15 protein-coding genes and 1 pseudogene are annotated in these 19,059 nt (G+C 77.3%); 4 read left to right on the forward strand and 12 right to left on the reverse strand.

Going from position 1 to position 19,059, the window contains the following annotated elements:
- A pseudogene (locus QOZ88_RS20375) lies at positions 1-223 on the forward strand (hypothetical protein); the annotation flags it as partial.
- A 39-nt stretch (positions 224-262) separates the two neighbouring features.
- Complete coding sequence (locus tag QOZ88_RS20380) at positions 263-1,816, forward strand: HNH endonuclease signature motif containing protein (protein WP_306001532.1); 1,554 nt, start codon at positions 263-265, stop codon at positions 1,814-1,816.
- Positions 1,817-1,834: 18 nt separating this feature from the next.
- Here QOZ88_RS20380 and QOZ88_RS20385 read toward each other — a convergent pair whose 3' ends face one another.
- The 10 genes from QOZ88_RS20385 to QOZ88_RS20430 form a co-directional block, all read right to left on the reverse strand.
- Positions 1,835-3,445 (reverse strand): GTPase, encoded by a 1,611-nt coding sequence (locus QOZ88_RS20385; RefSeq protein WP_306001533.1) that lies wholly within the window; start codon positions 3,443-3,445, stop codon positions 1,835-1,837.
- A complete protein-coding gene (locus tag QOZ88_RS20390; protein ID WP_306001534.1) occupies positions 3,442-5,139 on the reverse strand; it encodes an ABC transporter in 1,698 nt (565 codons plus the stop codon). The genes QOZ88_RS20385 and QOZ88_RS20390 overlap by 4 nt, the downstream gene beginning before the upstream one ends.
- A gap of 53 nt (positions 5,140-5,192) precedes the next feature.
- Positions 5,193-5,831: a PilZ domain-containing protein gene (locus QOZ88_RS20395; protein ID WP_306001535.1), complete on the reverse strand. Its 639-nt coding sequence runs from the start codon at positions 5,829-5,831 to the stop codon at positions 5,193-5,195.
- A 124-nt stretch (positions 5,832-5,955) separates the two neighbouring features.
- Positions 5,956-6,102 carry a hypothetical protein gene (locus QOZ88_RS20400; protein WP_306001536.1) on the reverse strand — a complete coding sequence of 49 codons (147 nt, stop codon included), beginning with the start codon at positions 6,100-6,102 and terminating at the stop codon, positions 5,956-5,958.
- A 14-nt stretch (positions 6,103-6,116) separates the two neighbouring features.
- Positions 6,117-7,199 carry a GGDEF domain-containing protein gene (locus tag QOZ88_RS20405; protein WP_306001537.1) on the reverse strand — a complete coding sequence of 361 codons (1,083 nt, stop codon included), beginning with the start codon at positions 7,197-7,199 and terminating at the stop codon, positions 6,117-6,119.
- Between the two features lie 110 nt (positions 7,200-7,309).
- A complete protein-coding gene (locus QOZ88_RS20410; protein WP_306001538.1) occupies positions 7,310-8,020 on the reverse strand; it encodes an NYN domain-containing protein in 711 nt (236 codons plus the stop codon).
- A 116-nt stretch (positions 8,021-8,136) separates the two neighbouring features.
- Positions 8,137-10,206: a putative bifunctional diguanylate cyclase/phosphodiesterase gene (locus tag QOZ88_RS20415; protein WP_306001539.1), complete on the reverse strand. Its 2,070-nt coding sequence runs from the start codon at positions 10,204-10,206 to the stop codon at positions 8,137-8,139.
- A gap of 170 nt (positions 10,207-10,376) precedes the next feature.
- Positions 10,377-11,996, reverse strand: coding sequence for an acyl-CoA dehydrogenase family protein (locus tag QOZ88_RS20420; RefSeq protein ID WP_306001540.1), 1,620 nt, complete (start codon positions 11,994-11,996; stop codon positions 10,377-10,379).
- Positions 11,997-12,059: 63 nt separating this feature from the next.
- Complete coding sequence (locus QOZ88_RS20425; RefSeq protein WP_306001541.1) at positions 12,060-12,449, reverse strand: SRPBCC family protein; 390 nt, start codon at positions 12,447-12,449, stop codon at positions 12,060-12,062.
- 43 nt (positions 12,450-12,492) lie between these two features.
- Complete coding sequence (locus QOZ88_RS20430; protein WP_306001542.1) at positions 12,493-13,776, reverse strand: competence/damage-inducible protein A; 1,284 nt, start codon at positions 13,774-13,776, stop codon at positions 12,493-12,495.
- A gap of 150 nt (positions 13,777-13,926) precedes the next feature.
- Between QOZ88_RS20430 and QOZ88_RS20435 the strand changes: the two genes are divergently transcribed.
- Complete coding sequence (locus QOZ88_RS20435; RefSeq protein WP_306001543.1) at positions 13,927-14,658, forward strand: hypothetical protein; 732 nt, start codon at positions 13,927-13,929, stop codon at positions 14,656-14,658.
- An 8-nt stretch (positions 14,659-14,666) separates the two neighbouring features.
- Here QOZ88_RS20435 and QOZ88_RS20440 read toward each other — a convergent pair whose 3' ends face one another.
- Positions 14,667-16,133, reverse strand: a complete 1,467-nt coding sequence (locus tag QOZ88_RS20440; RefSeq protein WP_306001544.1) for a serine/threonine-protein kinase — start codon at positions 16,131-16,133, stop codon at positions 14,667-14,669.
- On the reverse strand, positions 16,130-17,824 hold the full coding sequence (locus QOZ88_RS20445; RefSeq protein ID WP_306001545.1) for a protein kinase domain-containing protein: 1,695 nt from the start codon (positions 17,822-17,824) through the stop codon (positions 16,130-16,132). The genes QOZ88_RS20440 and QOZ88_RS20445 overlap by 4 nt, the downstream gene beginning before the upstream one ends.
- Before the next feature lie 410 nt (positions 17,825-18,234).
- On the opposite strand from QOZ88_RS20445, the gene QOZ88_RS20450 reads away from it, so the two are divergent.
- On the forward strand, positions 18,235-19,011 hold the full coding sequence (locus QOZ88_RS20450; RefSeq protein WP_306001546.1) for an enoyl-CoA hydratase-related protein: 777 nt from the start codon (positions 18,235-18,237) through the stop codon (positions 19,009-19,011).
- The last annotated feature ends 48 nt before the right edge of the window (positions 19,012-19,059 follow it).

Below are 19,059 nucleotides of genomic sequence, written 5' to 3' on the forward strand. Positions count from 1 at the left end.
GATCACCACCACCGACCCCGGCGCCCCCTATCCCGACCACAGCATCGAGCACAGCTACCGGTCGGGCACCTACACCGCCTCCCTCACCGTCACCTGGGGCGCCACCTTCACCGTCGACGGCGGCGCCGCAGCCGACGTCCCCGGCACCACCACCACCGAGGGCCCCCCGGTCACCTTCGCAGTCCTGCAGGCCCGCACCGTCCTCACCAACCCCTACGACTGACCTGCAGAAACTGTCGGTGGCCGGTTCTACGGTGCAGGTGTGTTCATCGGCGAACCACCCCGCGCGCCAGAGGACGGCGTCCCGATCCCCTGGGTGCCCGACACCGACGCCCCCGGGCTGAGCGACCTCGAGCTGGTCGCCGACATCTGGGCCGCCGACGCCCGCGAAGCCCGGCACGCCGCCCAGCGCGCCGAGGCCATCGCCGCCCTCGCCCGCCGCCGCTCCATCGAACGCGACCGCGACTTCGGCCCGCTGGGTGGCCCCGGGCTGGACAGCCGGCTCCGCCGATCCGAGGTCCTGGCTCAGGTCAGCGAAACGTTCGTGTCCGAACTCGCGCTGATCCGCGGCTGCTCGGAGGTCGAGGCCGAAACCCTGGCCATCGAATCGATCCTGCTCACCACCCTGCTCACCGGCACCTGGGACGCCCTGTACGCCGGCCGCATCGACGTGCGGAAGATGCGCGCCCTGGTCGACCTGCTGTCCACCGCCAAGCCCGAGGTCATCGCCGAGGTGGAACGCCGCGTCCTGCCCCACGCCGGGCGGCTCACCGTCCCCCAGCTGCGGGCCCGGGTGCGCCGGGCCCTGGCCCGCCTGGACGCCGACGCCCTGGACAAACGCCGCAAAGAGGCAGCCAAACGGGCCGACGTCACCACCCGCCCCACCGGCGAGGGCATGAGCCAGCTCGTCGCCGACCTGCCCCTCCACGTCGCTGCGGCGTGCGCCGACGCCATCGACCAGTACGCCCAGCTGCTGCGCGCCGACGGCGACGCCCGTCCCATCGGCGTCATCCGGGCCGCCGTCGCCGCCGACCTGATCCTGCGCCCCTGGGACCAGACCCGGCCGGCGGTCACCGCCCAGCTCACCATCCACGCCCCGCTGCCCGCGCTGCACGACCCCGACAGCCAAGGCGGCACCCAGCCGGCCGCCGAGGTCGCCGGTGAGATCGTCACCGCCGCCCAGTGCCGGGAGATCCTCGCCGAACTCGACCTGCTGGGCATCCGCGCCGCACCGCCCGGCGGATGCGTGCAGGTGGCCATCGGCAACCCGATCGACGGCCGGCTGATCACCGTCGCCACCCGCAGCCAGCTCCGCCGCGCCGCCGGGCACCGCCGCCGATCCCGCACCCGCAGCCGCAGCCGCGCAGCCAAGGCCGCGACCGCTTCGGCCAGCGGCGGCACCCCAGTCGACGACCGGCTCGACACCGGGCCCGGACCGGGCCTGGGACCACCGGCACCCACGACCGCCTACGAACCCACCGCGGGCCAACGCCGCTTCCTGCACGTGCGTGACCGGCACTGCCGGATGCCCGGCTGCCGACGACGCCCCGGCCGCTGCGACATCGACCACGCCATCGCCCACGCCGACGGCGGCCCCACCGACTGCTGGAACCTCTGCTGCCTGTGCCGCCGGCACCACCGCATCAAGACCTTCGCCCGCGGCTGGTCGTTCACCCTGCACCCCGACGGACGCCTGACCGTCCGCACCCCCTCAGGCGTCTCCCGCACCACCCGACCACCCGGCTGGTGCCACGACCCCGAACCCGATCCACCCTGGCTCGACGAGGAAGCCCCACCCGACCCGCAGCGCCGCTGAACGATGCCCATCCACCGATCACCGGGCCCGGAACACCGCCGCGCAGAAGCGGTCGGCGTCGGCCCGTACCTCGGTCATGGGGGCGAGCAGCTCCTCCTCGGCCACCTCCCGCACCGCTGCCCGCAGCCGGCGCCCGGCCGCCCGTCCCCGCCGACGCGCGCGCAGCGCCACGAGCGGGCGGCTCACCAGCGCGAGCAGCAGACCGGCGAGCAGCCCGCCGACCAGCAGCAGCGTGGGCAGCGGGATCCCCTCGACCCGGGGCAGCGGCACGACGTCGTCGAGCTGGAGGAAGCCCAGCGCGACCAGCGCCAGCAGCCACAGGGCGCCGACCAGCGCGGTCGCCAGGAGCAGCCACTGCAGTCCGGCGGCCGCCCGCTGCCAGAGCGGCACCCGGTCGGGCCCGAGGTCCGCACCGCCCACCGCCCGGTCCAGCGCGTCGGCGAGCCGCTCCTCGGACACCTCCGCCGTGCGCCGGAGCTCGTCCCGCCACGCCGGCGCCAGCCCCTCCCCGACGGCGTCGCGGGCCTCCCGGACGGCGGTCGCCATGCGGGCCCGCTCCACCGCGCCCGCGGGCGGGAGGGACGTGCGGGCGCGCTCGTCCCCCAGGTGCAGCCGCTCGACCGGGTCCGCGCGCAGCCGGCGCGTCCACCGGACCAGCGGCCAGCCGGTGCGCCCGGTGCCCTCCCGCCGCGTCGAGCGCTCGACCGCGGTGACCACGGTGGGGACGCCGGCCGCGGCGGCCAGGGCGTCGGTGAGGTCGTCGGCCGGCTCACGGGCCGGGTCCTCGCCGACCCCCCGCCCCCAGCGCCGCGAGCGCCCGGCCGCGGTCTCCGGGCAGTGCGCCGCCAGCTCCGCGGCGCTGCCCCGGACATCGGCGAGCAGGCGCTCGCCCGCCGCCCGGCGGGCGCGCACCCGCCGGGCCAGCTCACCGCGCAGCTCGGCCAGCCCGTCCCCCGTGCGTCCGGACACCGCCAGCAGCGGCGTCGCGTCCAGCCCCTCCCGGTCGAGCAGGCCCCGCAGGTCGGCCAGGCAGGCGCGGGCGGCGGCCTCGTCCAGGCGGTCGACCTGGTTGAGCACCACGAGCAGCACCCCCGCGTGGCCGGCCAGGGGGGCCAGGTACCGCTCGTGCACGGCGGCGTCGGCGTACTTCTGCGGGTCCAGCACCCAGACCAGGACGTCGACCAGCTCCACCAGCCGGTCGACCTCCAGCCGGTGCTCCAGCCGGACGCTGTCGTGGTCGGGCAGGTCGAGCAGCACCAGCCCGTCGAGCGCCGGCTCGGGCTCCCGGCGGTGGCGCCGCGGCACCTGCAGCCAGTCCAGCAGCCGGTCGCTGCCGTCGTCGGCCGCTCCCCAGACCGTGGCGTGCGCGACGCCGGTCGTGGGGCGGCGCACGCCCGGGGTGCTCACCTCGCTCCCCGACAGGGCGTTGAACAGCGTGGACTTGCCGCTCCCCGTGGCGCCGGCCAGCGCGACGACGGTGGCGTCGCCCAGCGCCTCACGCGCACCGGCCTTGGCCAGCACCGCCCGGGCGCGGCCCACCTCCGGGGCCGACAGCCGCCCGTCGGCCACCTCGACCGCCCCCCGCAGCGCGGCCAGCCGGTCGGCCAGCGCGCCGTCCGAACGCCTCATGCGCCGCGCGCCTCGACGAGCGCGGCGGCCGCCGCCCGCAGCTCCTCGGCCGCCCGCGGCTGCGGGGCCACGGCGTCCACGAGCGCGTCGAAGCGGTCCTGCTCGTACCGCAGCAGCGCCTCCGACCGCGCGCCCAGGTCGGCCCGGGCCCGCTCGGCCAGCGAGCGCACCGCTGCGTCACCGAACACGGCTTCCAGCACCCGCTGGCCGACCGCGGTGGTACCGCCCGCCACCGCGACCTCCCCGCCGAGCAGCCCACCGGTCTGGGCGAACACCGCCACCATGACCACCGCGCCCGTCCCGCTCACGCCCCAGGACAGCAGCCGCGCCCGCGAGCGTTTGTCGGCGCCCTCGCTGCGCACCAGGTCCAGCACCGTGCCCTGCCAGTCGCGCACCTGCACCGCGGCGGCCTCGGAGAAGTCGGGGGAGGCGGCGGCGAGCTCCCGTTCCCGGTCGCCGAGCAGCCCCGGCCCGGCCGGCAGCGCACGCCAGGCGGTGACGGTCCGCTCGGCGGCGCGGTCGGCCTCGGCGCGCAGCAGCTGCTCGACGCTGCTCTCCAGCGCGCCCTGCAGGCTCTCGGCCGGCGCCGGGCGCCCGGTCAGCGCCGCCGCGACGCGGTCGCGCGCCCGGCCCACCCGGGTCTGCAGGCTGCGCATCCACTCCCCCGTGCCCACGAACTCCTGCCAGCGGGCCAGCACCTCACCGCGCAGCAGGCTGCCGCTGCGCACCCCCTGGTCGACCCCGTCCCGCGCCGCGTCGTACGACGCCGCGGCCGCCTCCCGCAGCGCGCCGGCCGCGGCCCGCTGCTCCTCCACCGCCGCGGCGACCGCGGTGGTCCGCTCCTGCAGGCTGTCCAGCGCCCCGGCGAGGGTCTGCCGGACGACGGCCGCCCGCTGCTCCTGGTCCGCGGCCAGCCCGTGCAGCCAGCCCCGCAGCGGCGCCACCTGGTCCTCGGGCAGCCGGCCGCCCTCGAGGGGGCGCTCCTCGACGACGAACAGGCGGGCCGAGGAGAGACCGGCGGCCCGCAGCATGGCCGCGAGATCGGCGGAGATCTCGGCGGTGGCCTCCGGCGGCACCCGGTCCAGCACGACCGCCAGCGCCGTCCCCCGCTGCTCCGCCGTGCGCAGCAGGTCCCACGGCACCGCATCGGCGTAGCGGGCGGCGGTCGTGACGAACACCCAGAGGTCCGCGGCGGCCAGCAGCTGGCCGGCGAGGTCGCGGTTCGCGGTCACCACCGAGTCGACGTCGGGGGCGTCGAGCACGGCCAGGCCCGCGGGCACGTCGTCCCGGACCACCAGCTGCAGCGTCCCGGGTCCGCCGTCCCCGCCGGTGACCCGCGCCAGCCCGGGCAGCACGCGGTCGCCGGAGAAGCTGCCGGCGTCCGCGCGGGCGCACACCAGCACGGGGGCGCGGGTGGTGGGACGCAGCACGCCGGCCGTGGTGACCGGGGCGCCGACCAGGCTGTTGACCAGCGTGGACTTGCCGGCCCCGGTGGAGCCGCCGACGACGGTGAGCAGGGGGGCGTCCAGGTCGCGCAGCCGGGGCAGCAGGTAGTCGTCGATCTGGTCGGTGACGCCGCGGGCGGTGCGGACGGCGTCGTCGCGGCCCGTCGTCGTCAGCGCCAGCGGGACGGCGGCGACCTGGTCGCGGAGCGCCGAGAGGGCCTCGGTCAGGCGGGGCGGCGACGGGATCACGCCCGCTCCTCTGCCCCGCGACGCGCCCGGCTACCCGCCGGTTCGCGGCCCGGTCACTCCGTCAGCCGCGCGCGCTCCTCGCGCAGCGCCCGGAACACCCGGCGCCGCACCCGGTCCTGGTCGCGCTCCTGGACGTCGAGGAAGCGGATGCTCATGATCCAGCGGGCGCCGCGCGCCTGGACGCGGGTGATCTCGCCCCGGCAGGTCAGGGGGCCGTCCTCGAAGCGGACGGTCAGCGCCATCGTCGTCCCGACGTCGGGCAGCATGCCGAACCCCTCGAAGTGGACGCGCATACCGGCCTCGCTGACGTCCAGGGTCTCGCCCTTGAGCTCGACGGCGCCCAGGCCCCCCTCCACGGGGACGACGACGCGGCCCCGCACCGCCGCCCGGCGCTGGCTGTGCTCGGCCGGCCCCGTCGCGGTGAGCCGCCAGCGCGCGACCGCGCCCCCCTGCACGTCGAGGATCTCCGCCGGCAGCAAGCGGTGGCCGGCGTCGCTGCGCCAGTAGACCTCGACGGCGTCGCCCGGCTTCACGACCGAGCCCTCGACGAACTCGCTCGCGGACGGGCGGACGGAGACGACGCCCTCGTGGACGACCTCCACCCGGGCGCTGACCGCGACGTCGGTGCCGGAGAGCCGCACCTCCACCTCGGTCTGCTCCGCCGGGTGGTCCACGCCGGGAACGCTGCTCATGGTCCTCTTTCGATCATCCGTCGCCCGGTCGGCGTCACCGCGCGACCGCCCCGGGAACGGTATCCGCCGGCGGCGGGCGTCCGGCGGCAGGCGTAGCCGACGCGCCGGGGTGGACCGGTCCCGCTCATCCGGCCGGCTGGGGCTCCGGCTCCCCGGGCGGCAGGGCGCCGGCGCCGACGGCGTTGCGGGTGGTCTTGGCACGGTAGAGCTGCTCGTCGGCCCGGGACATCAGCTCGAGGGGGTAGGCATCGGCACCGGTCGCCGTCGCCACGCCCAGGGAGAGGCTCAGCTGGGCGGCCCCGAATCCGGGGGCCGGAGCAGCCGCGCCTCGCGCCGGAGGTGCTCGGCCACCGCGGTGGCCCGCTCCTCGTCGGCGCCCGGCATGAGCACGGCGAGCTCGTCACCGCCGAGGCGGGCGACCAGGTCCCCGCCGCGCACGCGGGCCGACAGCAGCCCGGCGACCGCACGCAGGGCGTCGTCCCCGCCGCCGTGCCCGTACCGGTCGTTGACGTCCTTGAAGTGGTCGAGGTCGACCAGCACCACGCTGAGCACGTTCCCCCGCTGCCGGGCCCGGGTGCACAGCTCGGCCAGCTCGGCGTCCCACCGGCGGCGGTTGGCCAGCCCGGTGAGCGGGTCTTCGTGGCTGAGCCGCTCCAGCTGGGCCAGCAGCACGCCGGTCCGCTGCTGCTCGCGCTCCAGCCGGACCCGGGTGTGCAGCTCGCGGGTGTCCAGCGCGTAGCGCCGCAGGTGGGCGAGGACCGCGATCACCGACGCGGTGGCGAGGTAGACGGTCACCGCGAGCAGGTCGCCGGGCGGGAGCCCGTCCTCCGCGGTGACGGAGGCCAGCCCGAGGGCGGCCCAGGAGACGGCGACGAGCGCGACCGTCCAGCGCGGCCGGGCGACCATGACGCAGCCGCTGCCGTAGATGGCGAGGGTGAACCCGAGCAGGTGGTAGCGCGGGTCCTCCGAGCGCGTCACCATCCAGGCCACCTCCGCCTGGACGACCGCGAGGACCAGGAACGTGAGCAGCTCGGGCCGGCGGCGACCCAGCGGCAGCCGGCCCAGCGCGACGAGGGCGAGCAGCATCGGGATCTCGCAGAGCAGCCGGACGGCCAGGAAGGTGGCGGCGTTGCTGCTCTCGGTCGCCAGGTCGACCACCGACCACAGGGGCACGGTGACGACCGCGACCCAGCCGACGAGGAGCCCGGCGGTCCGGGCCCGCTCGATCCGCTCCTCGGCGAGCCCCGGGACCTCGCCGGCCAGTTCGGCGGCGGCCCGGCCGCGTGACGGCCGGCCCTCCGCGGCGACGGGCGCCGGGGAGGGCAGCACGTCGCCCCGGCGCAGCACGGCCACCAGGCGCTGGGACATCGAGAGCGGCACGGTTCTGCGATCGGCACCCCGCCCGGTTTCCTGAACGGTTCGCACGCGGACCACCCGTGCGGGTGACCCGGCGCGATCCGCGCAGCTCAGCGGCGGGGTCAGCCGCCGCGGCGGGCGGTGAACGCAGCCACGAAGTCGCGCAGGCTGCGGGTCGGCCGCAGCCAGGCGCCGTCCGGCGGGAGAGCGTCCAGGCGGACCCGGTCGAGGGGCTCGACGAAGGCTCCCGGGACGTCCTCGATGTCGATGAACTCCAGGAGGTCCGAGCCGATCGCGTAGCCGGCCACCTCGCTGAAGGCGACGACGACGACCTCGGTGCCCTGCCGGGCCAGGTCCTCCAGCGGCTCGGCGAAGTTGCGCCCGTCACCGGAGAAGACCACGAGCCGCCGCAGCCGGTGGCTGTGCCCGCGGACGGCGATGTGGTCGAGCATGTCCTGGTCGATGTCGTCGTCCGGCTGGCTCTTCGGCCGGGCGAACACCGAGTACCCGAAGCCGCGGAGCGCCTCGACCCAGCGCTGCAGCGAGCCCGGCTGCGGCGGGATGTTCGCGAAGACGCAGGCCTCGACGTCGGGTGCGTCGGCGGCGCCGTCCCCGCCCACCCCGCCGGCGCCCTCGACGAACCACGCCGCGATGGCGTCGAAGCGCGGCCGGGAGGCCGCAGTCGGTCGGGCGCCGATCACCGTCGACAGGGTCATGTCGATGTTCGGGGCGTCCCAGATGAGCAGATCCAGAGCAGGACGCGACCGGCCGTCGTCGGCGGGGCCGACCGGCTGCTCGGTGGGCTCGGGCGCGGCCTCGGTGGTGTCCAGCACGGGCACAGTCTGCCCGGGCGCGACGGCGCGCGTCCCCGCGGGCGGCAGCGCGCCGGGTCCCGCGGCCCGGGGCGGTCCGGCGGGCGCGGTGGCACGGCGGCCGGGACGGCGGAGGTTCACCCGCGCACGGGGACGGCGCGCCCGGCGATGGCCAGCGCGCAGAGGTCCCCGCCGGCCTCCTTCACCTCACGCATCCACGCAGGCAGCCGCTCGGCGGGCATGGGGTGCCCCAGCAGCCAGCCCTGCGCCAGGTCGCACCCGGCCTCCCGCACCATCCGCAGGTGGTCGGGGGTCTCGATCCCCTCGGCCACCGATCGGATGCCCAGCGTCCGGGTGAGCCCGACGATCGCCGCCAGCACCGCGCCGGTGTCACCGGCCGCGACCCGCTCGGCGGCGGCGAGCAGCGAGCGGTCGATCTTCAGCGTCCCGATGGGCAGCGCGAACAGCTGCGCCAGGGACGACCACCCGGTGCCGAAGTCGTCGATCGCGACGCGGACGCCGAATCCGCGCAGCACCGACAGCTGGTCCTCGGCCCGGGTCGGGTCCTCCGCCACGCTGGTCTCGGTCAGCTCGAGCACCAGCTGGTCGGGCGGGAGCCCGGAGTCCTGCAGGGCCAGGCGCACGTCGCGCACCAGGGTCTCGGTGGAGAAGTGCCGGGCGCTGACGTTCACCGACATCCGCAGGGCGAGGCCCTCGGCGGCCCACTCCGCCGCTTTCCGGGTGGTCTCGCGGAGCAGCCAGCGGGTGATCGGGATGATCTGCCCGGTCTCCTCCGCCACGGAGAGGAAGGTGTCCGGCGAGAGCAGCCCGCGCTCGGGGTGCTGCCAGCGCACCAGCGCCTCCACGCCCTCGATCTCGCCGGTGTCCAGGCGCACGACCGGCTGGTAGTGCACCACCAGCTGGTCGATCGCGTCGCCGCGCAGGCGGGTGGCCACCTCGAGCCGCCACCGGGCCGCCTCGCGCAGCGCCGGGGAGAACAGGTGCACCCGGTCCCGGCCGGAGCTCTTCGCGGCGAACATGGCCGCGTCGGCGTCGCTGAGCAGGTGGTGGGCGTCGCGGACCTCGGGTCGCGCCACCGCCACGCCGATGCTGGCGCTGAGCGGCACGGTGATCTCGCCGGCGGCGAAGGGGCGGCCGAACGCGGACTGCAGCCGGAACGCCAGGGCCGCGGCCTCGGCGCTGTCGCAGCCGTGCGCGAGGACCACGAACTGGTCGGCCCCGAGGCGGGCCACGGTGTCGCCCGGGCGGATCTGCTCGGAGAGCCGGCCGGCGACCAGGCGCAGCAGCTCGTCACCGACCTGGTGGCCCAGCGAGTCGTTGACGGTCTTGAAGGCGTCGAGGTCGACGACGAGCAGCGCGACACCTCCCCCGTGGTCGGCGGTCAGCGCCTCACCGGTGAGTTCGATCAGCCGCGCGCGGTTGGGCAGGCCGGTCAGGTCGTCGTGCTGCGCCCTCCACAGCAGGTCCTGCCGGGCCCGCACCTGGTCGGTGACGTCGTTGTGCGTGACGACGACGCGCCCCTCGCGGTCGACCCGGGTCGCCTGGAGGTGAAACCAGCAGGTGCCCTGCCGCGTCCGGCACGAGTAGTCGAAGGCGAACGTGCGGCCGTCGGAGCTCGACGTGTCGGCCAGCAGCCCCCGCAGCCCCTCGGCGAGCCCGGCGTGCTCCTGCGGCGCCAGGCCACGCGTCATGACCGTCAGGTAGTCCTCGCCCTCGCGGCCCGGCCAGGAGGTCTCGGGGAGCAGCTCCTCGCTGCTGCGCACCCACGCCCGGTTGGTGGAGAGAATCCTGCCGTCGGGCCCGACCAGCACGGTGGGCGAGGGCAGCGCCTCCAGCACCGCGGTGAGCCCGCGGATCTGGTCGTCGCGCTCCTGGTCGGTGCGCCGGCGCACGTCGATGTCGCGGAAGAGCACCGCCGCCCCGGCGGAGTCGGGGAACATCCGCACCTCGTACCAGCGCGATCCGGGCTCGTAGAAGAACTGGAACTCCCGCGGCCGACCGTCGGCGAGCAGCTCGCGGTACCGCTCCTCGGCGAGCGAGCCGCGCAGGGCGGGGAAGGCGTCGCGGGCGTCCCGGCCGAGCAGCTCGTCGGCCCGGTGCCCGAGCAGCCGCTCGGCGGCCTGGTTGAGGTAGTTGAAGCGCCCCTGCCCGTCCAGGCGGTAGACCGCGTCGGGAACGCCGCTCAACGGGTCGGGCCGGCCCCCCGGGGACCGGTCGTCACCTGGTTGCACGCTGCCCGCTCTCGTCCAGTTGGTCGTCCAGCGCGCTCGCGCGGACGCCGGGGGCACGGGCCGCTCGCGAAGACGACGGGCAGCACCTGAGCCGTCCCCGAGAGTAGTAGTTCGCGACGGTTCCTTCAGGGGGCGGCGACCTCGGACCGCCGGACGATCTCCGCCACGCCGGTGCCGGCGGGCAGCGTGCCCAGCACGGTCCCGGCCTCTCCGCCCAGGCGGGAGGCGCAGAAGGCCTCCGCGACCGCCGTCGGCGCGTGGCGCAGGAGCAGCGAGCCCTGCAGGCAGAGCGCCAGCGATCCGGCGATGCGGCGGGCGCGGAACGGCAACCCCTCCGGGTCGCCGAGCTCGGCATGCAGCCGCTTCACCGCGTCGTCGAACCTGCGGTCGGCGCCCCGGGCCAGCTCCAGCTCGGCGGTGACGGCGGCCAGCGACTCGGAGCTGCGGCCCAGCGCCCGGAGCACGTCGAGGGCGATGACGTTGCCCGAGCCCTCCCAGATGGAATTCAGCGGCGCCTGCCGGTACAGCCGCGGCAGGCCGGACTCCTCGACGTAGCCGTTGCCGCCGAGCACCTCCATCGCCTCCGCGACCACCCCGGGAGCGCGCTTGCACACCCAGTACTTCGCGGCCGCCCCCGCGAGGCGGAGGAAGGCGGCCTCGCCGTCGTCCACCGCCGCGGCCAGCCGGACCGCCAGCGCCGTCGCGGCCTCGCTCTCCACGGCGAGGTCGGCCAGCACGTTCTGCATGAGCGGCTGGTCGGCCAGCAGCGCACCGAACGCGCGGCGGTGCCGGGCGTGGTGGCCGGCCTGCGTGAGCGCCGCCCGCACCGTGGCGGCCGACCCGAGCACGCAGTCGACACGGGTCATGTTGACCATCTCGATGATCGCGGGAACGCCCCGCCCGGGCTCGCCGACCAGCCACCCGGTCGTGCCGTCGAACTCCACCTCGCTGGAGGCGTTGGAGCGGTCGCCGAGCTTGTCCTTGAGCCGCTGCAGCCGGAAGACGTTGCGGCTGCCGTCGGGCAGCACCCGCGGTACGAGGAAGCAGGAGACGCCCTCCTCGAGCTGGGCCAGGACCAGGAAGAGGTCGCTCATCGGCGCGCTGGTGAACCACTTGTGCCCGGTGAGCCGGTAGGTGCCGTCGGGCTGCGGGACGGCGCGGGTGGTGTTCGCGCGGACGTCGGAGCCGCCCTGCTTCTCGGTCATCCCCATGCCGGCCACGAGCCCCCGCTTCGCGGCCGGGTCGGCGAGGCCGAACTCGTAGGCCCGCGCGGTCAGCCCGGGCTCGTACCGCGCGGCCGGCTCGGGCGCCCGGCGCAGGGCGGGCACCACCGCGTAGGTCATCGTCGTCGGGCAGCCGTGGCCCATCTCGACCTGGGTCCACCCCAGGTACCCGACGGCGCGGCGGACGTGCGCGTGCGGAGCGGGGTCCGCCCACGGCGCGCCCGCCAGGCCGTGCTCGAACGCCGTCCGCACGAGCTCGTGCCAGGCGGGGTGGAACTCCACCTCGTCCACGCGGTGGCCGTAGCGGTCGTGGGTGCGCAGCCGCGGCGGGTTCTCGTTCGCCAGCCGGCCCCACTCCTGCGCCTGCTCGCTGCCGGCGAGCCGGCCGAGCCCGGCGAGCGACGCCAGGGTGGCCTCGTCGGCGTGCCGGCGGCACGCGTCGGCGAGCGCGGCGTCCCCGGCGATCGGGTCGTGCCCGACCAGCGGCGGGACCTGGTTGGTGACGTCGTGGGTGGCGGGCATGACGGCACGGTAATCCAGGCGCACCCCCGGCCCGGGCCGCCGATCCGCGGACCAGGCGAGCGCTCAGCCGCGGACCAGGCGCGCCAGGGCCAGGCGGGCGGCGGGGGCGTAGGCCAGGACGAGCGGCGCCGGCCCGGTCAGCCGCAGCCCGGTGGTCGCCCCGCCGTCGGGACCCTCGGCCACCCAGTGCAGCAGCCGCACGCCCAGCGGGCCCACCGCCACGCGCCACGACCACCGGCGGGCGGCCTCGTCGACCTGCTCGACGGTGAAGGGCACCGCCAGCCCCAGCGGGCCGCGCACGCGACCGGTGACGCCGGGAGCCAGCCGGTCGACCGGCAGCTCCACACCGATGATCTGCGGCGACCACCCCGGCCACCGGGCGGGGACGGCGTAGCGCTCCCAGACCTCCGCCGGCGCTGCGGTCCCGGTCGCGTGCAGGGTCAGCGTCGTCACCGCCGGGAGGTGCCCACGCCGGACGGGGCGGACACCTGCGCCCTCAGGCCGCGGGGCCGCCCAGCAGCAGCGCGCGGAGCAGGTGCATCGCCATCGTGACGGACCGTTCCCGCACCGCCGTCCGGCTGCCCGGGACGGCGAGCGAGCGCTCCTCGGCTCGGTCCGGCCCGACGACGCAGAGGTGCACCGTGCCCACGGGCTTGGCCTCCGTGCCACCGCCGGGACCGGCGATTCCGGTGATGCCCACCCCGATGTCGGCGCCGAAGCGGGCGCGGACGCCGTCTGCCAGCGCGCGGGCCACCTGCGGGCTGACCGCACCGTGCTCCGCGAGCAGCTCGCCGGGCACCCCGACGAGCGCTTCCTTGGCCTCGTCGGCGTAGGCGGTCACCCCGCCCAGCACCGCGGCGGAGGAGCCGGGCCGCTCGGTGAGCCGGGCGACCAGCAGCCCGCCGGTGCACGACTCCCCGGCGGCGATCGTCAGCCCCTGCCCGGCGAGCGCGGTGGCGACCAGGTCGTCGAGGGTGGGGCCGGTGGAGAAGAGCGTGGCCGCGTACCGCTCGGCCAGGAGCGCCGCGAACCGGTCGTACGCCGGCTGGGCCGCTGCCGCGAACCGGGTCACGATCTCCAGCTCGCCCTCCCGGAGGCACGTGGTGATCTCCAGGCCGCCGAGCTCCGGCTCGAGCTCGCGCAGGGTGGCCGCCAGCTGGGCCTCGAGCGTCCCCCACAGCCGCAGGGTCTCCTGGCGCAGCTCCGCGGCTCCCGCCAGCGCGGCCCGGGTCGGCGCCGCCGCGACGGCCGCCGGCCACATGCCCCGCAGCTCGCCCGGCGGGCCGGGCAGCACGAGCACCGGGGGCCCGGTCCGGCCGGCCGCGGGCGGGACGACGAGGCCGGGGGCGGTGCCGACCGGTTCCAGCACGGTGGCCCCGTCGGGCACCAGGGCCTGCTTGCGCACCCCCGCCGCGGTCGACGCCGGGTCGGCCCGCCAGCCGCGGCGGGCCATCAGCCGCTCCACGATCCGGCCGATCCGCTGCTCGAGGGCGGGATCCACCGCCAGGTCGCGGCCCTGGAACCCACCCACCACCTGGGCGGTGAGGTCGTCGGCGGTGGGCCCCAGCCCGCCGGTGGTGATCAGCAGGTCGACGCCGGTGCCGGAGAGGAAGGACAGCGCGGCCACCAGGTCCTCGGGCCGGTCGCCCACGACGACGACGTGGCCGACGTCGGCACCGAGGCGCCGCAACTGCTCGGCCAGCCAGGGGCCGTTCCGGTCGGCCACCCGGCCGGTGAGGACCTCGGTCCCGGTGACGACGACTCCGGCGCGCGTGACCACGGACCGACCCTAGGGGCGCCGGCCCGCTCCGGCAGACGCAGGTGCACCCTCCTCCGGGTGGCGTGCGGACGGCCGGCCCCGGCGCCGCTAGCGTGCTGGGCGCACCGCCGTCGACCGGTGGTCCCGCCGGAGCCCGACCTGGAGGCACCCGTGAGCACGCCGTCCGAGCAGCAGACCCCCACGACCGGCGCGGGCCCCGCGCAGTCGTCGACCCAGGAGATCCCGGTGCCCGCACCGGCCTCCGGCGGCCCGACGACAGTGCAGCAGCTCCCGCCGCCCTCGGCGCCGGTCCGCCCGCCCGCGGCGCAGGCCGGCCCGGCCACGGCTCCGGGCGGCTCGACCGCGGTGCAGCCCGGCCCGGTTCCGGCGCCCACCGGCGCCGCCCAGCCGACGGGCCCGGTCGACTTCGTGCCCGGCCTGCCGGGCCTGGGGGCACCGGCCGCTCCCCCGGCCGCGGCCGACGGTCCCGCGGAGCAGCCGCGTGCCCGGCGGGACCGCACCCCGCTGGTCGGCGCCGGCCTGGTGGCGCTCGCCCTGGTGCTCCTGGAGCTCGGCCTGTCGCTGCGCTTCGGCACGGAGTCGGCGTGGTCGGCCATCCCGCTGTGGTCGGCCTTCGCCACCGCCTGCACCCTGCTGGGGCTGGCCGCGTTCGCCGGGGCGCTCGGCGCCGGCCGGCGGCTGGGCGCCCGGACGGGGTGGCGGATCGCCGCGGGAGGGCTGACCGGCCTGGCGGTCTTCTGGATGCTGGTCGTGCTGCCCGGCGCCGGGACCGACCGGGGCTTCCTGCTCACCGCCGCGCTCGGCGCCCTCGGCGGGGCGCTGTGGCTGGCCACCGGCCGCGAGGACCGGTCCACGGAGGGCGGGGCACCGTCCCGCGGGTGACCCGCCGGTCAGCCGCGGCCCCGGCCGTTGCCGTTCCCGTTGCCGTTCCCGTTTCCGTTGCCGCTCCCGCCGCCGTTGCCGTTCCCGCGGCCGCTCCCGGGCGGGTCGTCCTCCTCCGCCTCGTCGCCGTCCTCCCCCTCGTCCCCGTCGTCGTCCCCGACCGGCACCGGGGCGGGGGCCGCGGGCTGTTCCGGCGCGGGCGCGACCGGGGCGGGGACGGGCTCCGGCGCCGGGTCCGGGGGCGCGATCGCGTAGGTGACGGTCACGACGGTGCCGGGGGCGACGGCGCCCACCGGCGCGAGCTCCAGCACGTGGTCGGGGGGGACGGCGGCGCTCTCCCGGCCGACGAGCTCCACGCCCAGGCCGGCAGCGGCCAGTTCGGCCTCCACCTCGGCCACCGGGCGGCCGACGAAGTCGCCGGCCGCGAGCACCACGGGCTCCGGGGCCTCGCTGGTGCCGCCACCGGGATCGGCCGGGGCGTCCCCCCACACCTGCAGGGCGGCGATGCCCAGGCCCACACCGACGACGAGGGCCACCAGCGGCGCGAGCAGGCGCAGGCGTAGCGCGCGCGACGCGGGCGCCGGGACGTCGAGCAGCCGGGTGCCGGCCGGCCGGGCCACCGGCGGCAGCAGCCGGCCGGCGCGGACGTCGTCGACGGCGTCCCGGAAGGCGGCCCCGTCGGGGAAGCGCTCGGCCGGGTCCTTGAGCAAAGCGCGGTCGACGAGGGTGCGCACCTGATCCGGGACGTCGGCGGGCAGCGGCGGCGGCTCGTCCCGGAGCTGGCGCAGCGCGATCTGCACCGAGTTCTCGCCGTCGAAGGCGCGGTGCCCGGCGAGGCACTCGTAGCCGATCATGCCCAGCGCGTAGACGTCGCTGGCCGGCCCCGCCTTGCTGCCCCCGGCCTGCTCCGGGGAGAGGTAGTGAGCGGTGCCGACGACCTGGCCGGTCTGGGTGAGCGGCGCGCTGGCGGCGGACCACGCGATGCCGAAGTCGGTGATCTTCACCGTGCCGTCGTCGCCGACCAGCACGTTGCCCGGCTTCACGTCCCGGTGCACCAGCCCGGCGGCGTGCGCCGCCGCCAGGGCGGCCGCCGTCTGGTGGAGCACGTCGAGCGTCCGGTCGACCCCGAGCCGCCCCTCCCGGGCCAGCACCTGGGCCAGCGACTCCCCCTCGACCAGCTCCATGACGAGGTAGGCCAGGGCCTCGCCGTCGGCGGCGGTGGACTCGCCGTAGTCGAAGAGCGCGGCGATGTTGCGGTGCGTCAGCGCTGCGGTGTGCTGCGCCTCCGCCCGGAACCGCGCGAGGAAGGTGGCGTTGCCGGTGTACTCGCTGCGCAGCACCTTGACCGCGACGGCCCGCTGCAGGACGACGTCGCGGCCCCGCCAGACCTGCCCCATGCCCCCGGACGCGAGCAGCGACCGCAGCTCGTAGCGGCCACCGAGCAGGCTCGACGACGGCCGGTGGGCGGAGGTCACTGCTCCGTGGCGGGGCTCGACGAGTCCGTGGTGGGGGTGGCGCTGGTCGTGCTGGGCGCGGTCGTCGTCGTGGGCGTGGTGGTCCGCTCCGGGCCCGCCCCGGTGGTCGGGGTGGGGGTCGCCGGGAGGCTGGGCGTCGTGGTGGCCGTGGAGGTGCCGGCGTCAGTGCTCCCATCCGTGGCCGTGCCGGGGCCGGTGCCGGTGCCGGTGCCGGTGCCGGTGCCGGTGCCGGTGCCGGTGCCGGTGCCGGTGCCGGTGTCCGTGTCCGCGCCGGTCGTGGGCGCGCGGGTTTCGGTGGTCGGCGCGGCGCTGGAGACCCCCGCGCGGTCGACGGCGGCGCCGGTCACCGCCGGCGCCCGCGGGCGGTCCCGCTGCTCGGTGGCGGCGGCGTAGCGGACGACCACGCGGTCCCCGGCGCGCAGCGGGCGACCGGCCGGCTCGACCCCGGTGACCCGGTCGGGGGCGACGTCGTCGCGCACCTCGGCGCGGACGGTGACGGTCAGCCCGAGGTCCGCCAGCCGCTCGGCCACCTCGCCCACCGGCCGGCCCACGAAGTCCGCCTCCTCGAGCACGATGCTGCCGTCGATCCGCTCCCCGGCCGCGGCGGCGGTGCTCGGCGTCCCGCCCTGGGTGAGCGCCTGCAGCAGGGTGGCGGTGATCGCGGCACCGGCCAGCAACCCGATGAGGGGCAGCAGCACGACCGCCAGCCGGCCGCGCCGCCGCGGGACCGGCGGGCGGGCCGCTCCGGCACCGGGGCGCCGCGCCGGGGAGGACGCGCCCGCGGGACGGGCGGGTGCCGAGCGACGCCGCCGCGGCACGGCGTCCACGGCCACCGTGCCCGGGTCGGGACGGCGACCGGCCCGCACCTCGGCCACGGCGGCGGCGAAGCTGGCGCCGTCGGGGAACCGCGCGCCGGGGTCCTTGACCAGCGCGCGGCCGATCAGCGTCCGGACGCCGGGGGGCAGCTCGCCGGGCAGCGGTTCGGGGTCCTGCTGGACCTGCTTGAGCGCGATGGTGACGGCGTTGTCGCCCTCGAACGCCGGGTGCCCGGTGAGGCACTCGTAGCCGATCAGCCCGAGGGCGTAGACGTCGCTGGCCGGCGTGGCGTGCCGCCCCTCGGCCTGCTCGGGGGAGAGGTACTGCGGCGTGCCGATGACCTGGCCGGTGCGGGTGAGGGCGACGCCGCGCGCCGACCAGGCGATGCCGAAATCGGTGATCTTCACGGCGCCGTCGGGGCGGACCAGGATGTTGCCGGGCTTGACGTCGCGGTGCACCAGCCCGCTGCGGTGCGCCTCGGCCAGGGCGGCGGCGGTCTGCCCGAGCAGCGACAGCGTCGTCTCCGGGTCCAGCCGCCCCTCCCGGCGCAGCAGTGCCGACAGCGGCTCGCCCTCCACGAGCTCCATCACCAGGTAGGCGAGCGTCTCCCCCGAGCCGTCGCGGGCGGTCTCCTCGCCGTAGTCGTAGACGGCGGCGATGCCGGGGTGGTTGAGCCCGGCGGCGTGCTGGGCCTCGGCCCGGAAGCGGGCGACGAAGGTCGGGTCGCCGGTGTACTCGCTGCGCAGGACCTTCACCGCGACCGGGCGGTGCAGGGCGGCGTCGTGCCCGCGCCAGACCTGCCCCATGCCGCCGGCGGCGATGAGCTGCTGCAGTTCGTAGCGGTTCCCCAGGCGCCTGCGTCCTGGTTCCACCACGGGGGTCACTCCTCGTCCGTCCGGCCCTGCGCACGGGCCGTGGCGCCGCGCAACTGGGTCATCGTCCACCACCGCCGAGGATGCCCCCTCACGCCCCTTCTACCCCACCCGCCACACCGGCGCGCCGGTTGCAGTTCGCGCACGGAGGGCTACACGCCCGCCGCCGCACGCGGACAGGGGCACGAACGGCCGTCGTCCTCGGGGAGCGACCGTCGTCGTCCTCGCGGTGTGCGCCCCTCCTCGCCGCACACCGCGAGGACGGGGGGGCGCCCCCCCCCCCCCCCCCCCCCCCCGCCCCCCACGGCCGCATGGCGAGGCCGGCCCCGCACGCGGGCGCGCCCCCGCCTGGCAAGGTGATCGCCGACAGGGCCGCGCCGTGCGGCCGACCGCGACCGGAAGGCGGGGCGCCGATGCCCGACACCGTGACCCGGGAGGACGCCGACGGCGTCGCGACCCTCACCCTGCTGCGCCCGGGCCTGACCCACGCCTCCCGCGCCGACCTGCTGGCCGCGGTGCGCGACGTCGCGGCGGACGACTCGGTGCGCGCGGTGCTCCTCACCGGCACCGGGCGCGCCTTCTGCGTCGGGCAGGACCTGGGCGAGCACCTGGCGGAGATGCAGGGGGGCGCCGAGGCCCCGCTGTCGGTGGTGGAGCGGGAGTACAACCCGCTGGTGCTGGCGCTGGCCGGCCTGCGGGTGCCGGTCGTCGTGGGCATCAACGGCGCCTGCGCCGGGGCGGGGCTGGGCCTGGCCCTCGCCGGTGACCTGCGGGTGGCCGCTGCCGGCGCGAAGTTCACCACCGCGTTCACCGGCATCGGGCTCTCCAGCGACTCGGCGCTGGCGTCCCGGCTCGTGCACAGCGTGGGCGGCTCGCGCGCCGCCGAGCTCCTGCTGCTGCCCGAGCCCTTCCTGGCCGAGACCGCCGCCGAGTGGGGACTTGTGCACCGCGTCGTGGCACCGGAGCAGGTGCTGCCGGAGGCGCAGGCGCTGGCGGCCCGGCTGGCCGCGGGGCCGACCGCCGCGTACCGGGCGGTGAAGACGGTGCTGGCCACCGCGGCCACCGACTCCCTGGAGGAGACGCTGGCGCTGGAGGGGCGGCTGCAGACGGAGGTCGGGCAGTCCGCCGACCACCGCGAGGCCGTCGAGGCCTTCATGGAGAAGCGCGCGCCGCGGTTCACCGGCCGCTGAGGCGGCCGGGCCGCGGGGTTCGTGCACCTGCCGCCGGGCGGGCGGGTC

Origin of the sequence: Blastococcus carthaginiensis (genome assembly GCF_030731085.1) — a bacterium.
GTDB classification, from domain to species: domain Bacteria; phylum Actinomycetota; class Actinomycetes; order Mycobacteriales; family Geodermatophilaceae; genus Blastococcus; species Blastococcus carthaginiensis.

What these genes read in the sequence shown, in the direction of transcription:
- QOZ88_RS20405 (WP_306001537.1), bottom strand. Translation starts at nt 7,199, where the DNA reads ATGTCCCAGCGCCTGGTGGCCGTGCTGCGCCGGGGCGACGTGCTGCCC.
- QOZ88_RS20450 (WP_306001546.1), top strand. Translation starts at nt 18,235, where the DNA reads ATGCCCGACACCGTGACCCGGGAGGACGCCGACGGCGTCGCGACCCTC.
- QOZ88_RS20420 (WP_306001540.1), bottom strand. Translation starts at nt 11,996, where the DNA reads ATGCCCGCCACCCACGACGTCACCAACCAGGTCCCGCCGCTGGTCGGG.
- QOZ88_RS20395 (WP_306001535.1), bottom strand. Translation starts at nt 5,831, where the DNA reads ATGAGCAGCGTTCCCGGCGTGGACCACCCGGCGGAGCAGACCGAGGTG.
- QOZ88_RS20385 (WP_306001533.1), bottom strand. Translation starts at nt 3,445, where the DNA reads ATGAGGCGTTCGGACGGCGCGCTGGCCGACCGGCTGGCCGCGCTGCGG.